The organism is Flavobacterium endophyticum, assembly GCF_003634455.1.
GTDB classification, from domain to species: domain Bacteria; phylum Bacteroidota; class Bacteroidia; order Flavobacteriales; family Flavobacteriaceae; genus Flavobacterium; species Flavobacterium endophyticum.
This window is the reverse complement of record NZ_RBLC01000010.1, coordinates 1-4,860: the sequence shown is the minus strand read 5'-3', so window position 1 is coordinate 4,860 and position 4,860 is coordinate 1. Positions and strand designations below refer to the sequence as shown.

Here is a 4,860-nt window from a genome sequence, read left to right as displayed (position 1 = left end):
TTATCTCTTGAGCGAGAAGTGCGCCTTGAACTCCTTGCCCGTCCCGTTCTCCTGGTACAGGACCTTGAACCAGTAGTCGGTCGAAGGAAGCGGGTGCCCGTTCATAGTCCCGTCCCATCCTGAGCCCGCAGGGCTGATCTGCTTCACGAGCTTGCCGTAGCGGTCGAAGATGTAGATCGACGCCTCTGGCTGGCCCGCAAGGCCGATGATGTTCCACGTGTCGTTGTAGCCGTCAGCATTAGGCGTGAAGTAGTTCGGGTAGTCGATCACCGATACCGGCACCGGCTGGGAGTCCTGGCATCCGCCGTCGTTCCTGTCCCTCACGTACACGATGTGGTCGCCCGCAGAAACCGGCGCGAACACGTTCCCCTGCTGCCATGGGCCCTCGTCAAGCTTGTACTCGTAGTCGCCAAGGCTCGTCGGGTCTACCACTACCGTGATGGTCGCGTTGTCCGTGAAGGCGTTGGTCACCGTAACGTCCGTGATGATCGCCGCAGAGGTCGCCGTGACGATCGCAGCGTCGGACGGCTCCGATACGCAGCCCGTGGCGATGTTCGTGGCAGTCACCGTATAGCTTCCCTGCTCGTCCACCACAAGGGTGCTTCCCGTATCGGGCAGCACGCCTCCGTCTCTGGTCCACACGTAGGTGTAGTCCGCAGGATTCGCGCCATTGTCCGTAACGGCAGTGAGCGTGAAGGTATTCAGCGGGTCCAGCGTCACCGGATCCACGCAGTAGAATCCTCCCTCAAGGGTCACCTCTGGCAGCCTGTTCACCGTAAGCGGGATCGCCACTATCGCAGGGCAGCCCGTCGTGGACGTCCTGTTGATCACTAGGGCATAGATGGTCGTCGTGGCCGTATGGTACGGGTTCAGGCCGGTCAGCGCGTTAGGGTTCGTGGACGTGATGCCCAGGTCCCCGTCGGCTTCCGCCTCTGCCCTGTCGTCATAATAGTGTACCGTAAAGTCTCCTGCCGGCTGGGTGCCCAGCACCGTCGCGTCGAAGGCCGTCAGGTCGAAGTCGGCAAGCCCGTCGTTGGTGCCGTCCGTATCGCACTTGGTAATCAGCGCAGGATCCGTAACAGGGTTGGCTACTGCAGGCTCGTCGACGATAAGGTCGAAGGTGCCCACGCTGTAGCAGCCTGTCGTATTGTTCCTAACGTTTACCCATACCGTCTCGGGATTGGTCGCGTTAGGATAGCTGTCAGGAAGCTCCGTTCCCGGAACTGCCGCTTCCGCTTCCGGCTGCGTATGGTAGTACGTGAAGGTATAGTCGGCAACGTCAAGGCCGTCGGCTATCACCTCTATATTGTGGCTGCTCAGCACGAAGGTGTTGGTCGATCCGCCCACGCAGGCAACGAAGTCGTCGATATCGCCGTTGTCGCCTAGGGCAGGCAGCGGGTTAACGATCAGCTCGAACCTTACTACCTGGTAGCATTTTCTTGCCGAAGGGTTGTTCGCGTTGGTGGTCATCAGCACGTATATCGTTCCTGCAGGGCCGTCATAGTCGGTCGGGTCAGGGATGGCGTTAGGATACGTGGTTCCCTGGTTTCCGTCTGCTATGGCCGTGGCTTCGTCCGTGTAATAGTAGAATGCCACGCTGGCAGGATTCGCATTGTTTCTTATGTAGCCTTCGTTTACCGTCAGGTCTATGCCTTCGGAGATCCCGTCTCCAGGCGTCCCGTTGTCGCACGACTCGATATCCTGAGGATCCGTCCTAGGGTTAGGAAGCGGCTCCACGCGGATCGTCAGGGTCGTCCTGCTCACGCAGGTAGTGGCGTCGTTGGTGATCACCACGTTCAGGGTCTGCGCCCCTGGGCTCTGGTTCGTATAGGCGTCTGCCGGATCGATCAGCGTCCCTGCAAGGGTATAGAAGGCAACGGAGTAGCCCGGAAGGCCGCCCGTAAGGTTGCCGTTCTGCGAGGTCAGGTCGAATACGGTAAACCCGTCATTCGGAAGCGCGTCGTCGCAGAGCGAGTATTCCACAGGGGCGAAGGACAGCGCAGGGTTGATCACGACCGTGAAGCTTCCCACGTTGTAGCATCCCGTGTCGGTATTGGTCACCCTTACCCAGATAGTCTGGCCGTTGGTCGCAGGATAGCTCGTCGGGGTAGCGATGGCTCCGCCGAGGCCGGCCTCCGCATCTGCCTCAAGGGTATAGAAGCGTACGGTATAGTTGCCCGGAACCTGCGCGTCCAGAAGGTCCTGCTCCGCATGGGCCTGAAGGTCTACCCTGGTCGTTCCGTCGGCATTGGTGTCGCACACCACAAGGTCGTCGATCTGTGCCGGCACAACAGGCACCGGATTCACGATCAGCTGCAGCGGTGCTACGGAGTAGCAGCCCGTGGACGGGTCGGTGGCGCGGATCCAGATGATTCCGGAAGCAAGGTTGCTGTAAGGGCTCGTGTATGGGAATACGCCGTCTTCCGCGTTCTGCTCCGTCTCGTGGAAGGTCACTATGTAGGGTGCCCCGCCCGTGATCTCAGGGATGAGCGCATCGAGGTCGAACTGCTCGGTGGCGTTCCCGTCAGGATCGCAGGCCGTAGGGATCTGTGCCGGGATGTTGATCAGCGGCAGCGGCTGCACCCTCAACGTGAGGGTCGTCCTGGAGAAGCAGCCCGTAGCCGTGTTGGTCACCCCGACGATGATCGTCTGCACGGTCATGACCTGGTTCTGGTAGGACAGCGGAAGCGGGGTTCCTGCTGCCAGGGCCGCGTCGTCGAAATAGTACTGGATGTCCAGTCCCGGAGCGGACGATATGCGCGACTTGTAGCCCTCAAGGTCGAAGGTCTCGTATCCGTCCTGGCTAGGGTCGTCGCATACGGAATATTCCGGAACCAGCCCAGGTCCCGGGATTACCGGGTTCGGGTTTACTTTCAGTTCCAGCGGCACTGCCTTGAAGCATCCCTCAGGCGTCGATACCCTTACCCAGATGATCTGGGAGTAGGGCGTCGTATTGTTGAAGTTGAAGACGCTGCCGATAGGCGGGTTCGCAGGAATGTCTGCCTTCGCGTCGGCCTCGTTGATATAGTATGCAAAGGTATAGGTGTCCAGAGGGTTCAGACCAAGGATCATGTCAGGCTCCCTGATCCCTATGTCAGGGAAGGTCGCAAGGCCGTCTGCCGTGGCGTCGTCGCAGATCTCGATAGCGCTAGGGGCTGTCGGCTGCGGCGTGCGGTTCACGATCAGGCGAAGCTGCGTGAAGGACGGGCACTGGCTTCCGCCAGGCTCTTCTACCCTAACCCACATGATATACGGCGCCTGCTCCGGAGAGGCGTCCACAAGGTTCGAGTATGGGAAGTCCTGCTTAGGGAAGGCGTTGTCGATCGCGTTCTGCTCCGTCTCGTGGTAGGTGACTATCAGCGTGGAAGGGCCGCCGGTGATCTCAAGGTCCTTGTCCGTAAGGTCGAACACCGCGATGCCGTCAGTATTGTCGTCGCACACCTCGAGCGGCGTCGGGCTGAATATTACGGGCGCTGCGATCGGGGTGACCGTCACGCTTCCCGCAAGGGCTGCCGTGCAGGACGGGGTTCCGCCGGAAACGGCGCTGGCCAGGCTGAAGGTCGTCGTCGCGGTGATTGCCTGGGTCGTGTACAGGGCATAGCCCGCTCCGTCAAGGAGCACCGTGTCCGTATCGGCTCCGCCGTTCCAGGTGAAGCTTACCGTCGCGCCGGGGGTTCCGGTGATCTCGAGCTCTGCGGTCCTGTTGGAGCAGACGTTCGCAGGGCCGGTGATGACGGCCGTAGGCAGCGCCTTCACCGATACCGTCGCCTGAAGGTTCAGCGTGCGCGAGCATGGCACCGCTCCTCCCGTGCTTACCCCGAGCAGCCTGTAGGTCTGCCCTGCCGAAAGGTTTCCTGTAGGAAGGCTTGCGCTTCCAGCGGCATCCAGGGCAAGCGTCGTAGCAGGCCCCGCGCCTATGGCATAGGTGACCGTGCCGTTGGCAGGCCCCGTGAATATGATGGTCGTGCCCGTGCCCTCGCATACCGTCGCGTCTGTAGCCGCGATGGTGCCCGCAGGAAGCGGGGTCACGGTGATGTCTATGAAGCCAGTGAGGGCTGCCGAGCATGGGACCGCGCCCGTAGTGGCCACGCTCACAAGGGCATATCTGGTGTCGGCCGAAAGGACCTGGGTGATGGAGGCCTCCCCGATGGCCGGGTCTGCCGCGCTGGGCGTAGACAGCCTTATCGTCTGGGGAGCCCCGCCGTTTACCGTATAGGTAACATCCGCATCAAGGGTTCCCGAGAAGTCGACAGTAGCGCTGCCTCCTTCGCAGATGACAGGCGAGGCACTCGAGATAGTCGCACTAGGGGCTGCCGTCACCTCCACCGTTACGCTACCCGGCTGGGCCTGCGTGCAGAAGGGAGCGTCGGCAGATCTTACCCCGATAAGATCGTAGGTATGGGTACCTGCCGAAGGAAGCACCTCGAGAAGGATGTATTCGCCGGCAGCATCGAGCGTGATCAACGGCTGCGCAGCGGTGTCAAGCAGGTAGATCACCTCAGCATTCGGCTGTCCGGTGAACCTCACCCTGGACGGGCTGCCGAGGCATACCTGCGCGTCGATCTGCTGGATCGATGCCGTAGGCAGCTCCCTTACGGTAATCGTCACCGAATCCGAGACGTTCTGCTCGCACGGAGGCGTGCTGGCCGTCGAGGCCTTTACCAGCGCGTAGGTATAGGTACCCGGAGCCAGCGAGGCGGCGATGGCTATCGTGCCTGCTCCAGCAGCGTCAAGGGTGAGCGTCTGCTGCGTCCCTGAAGGGTCGGTGTACGTGACGATAGCGCCAGGGGTACCCTGGACGTCTACCGTCATGCCAATGCCCTCGCAGATCGGTGTGTCCGCTGTAGTGATCTGGGCGGT

The 4,860-nt window shown here is 61.2% G+C and carries 1 protein-coding gene; it reads right to left on the bottom strand.

Features of this window, described 5'->3' with window-relative positions; translation table 11 throughout:
* Positions 1–4,812, bottom strand: a complete 4,812-nt coding sequence (locus tag CLV94_RS16890; protein WP_211331207.1) for a T9SS type B sorting domain-containing protein — start codon at positions 4,810–4,812, stop codon at positions 1–3.
* Between the last annotated feature and the right edge of the window lie 48 nt (positions 4,813–4,860).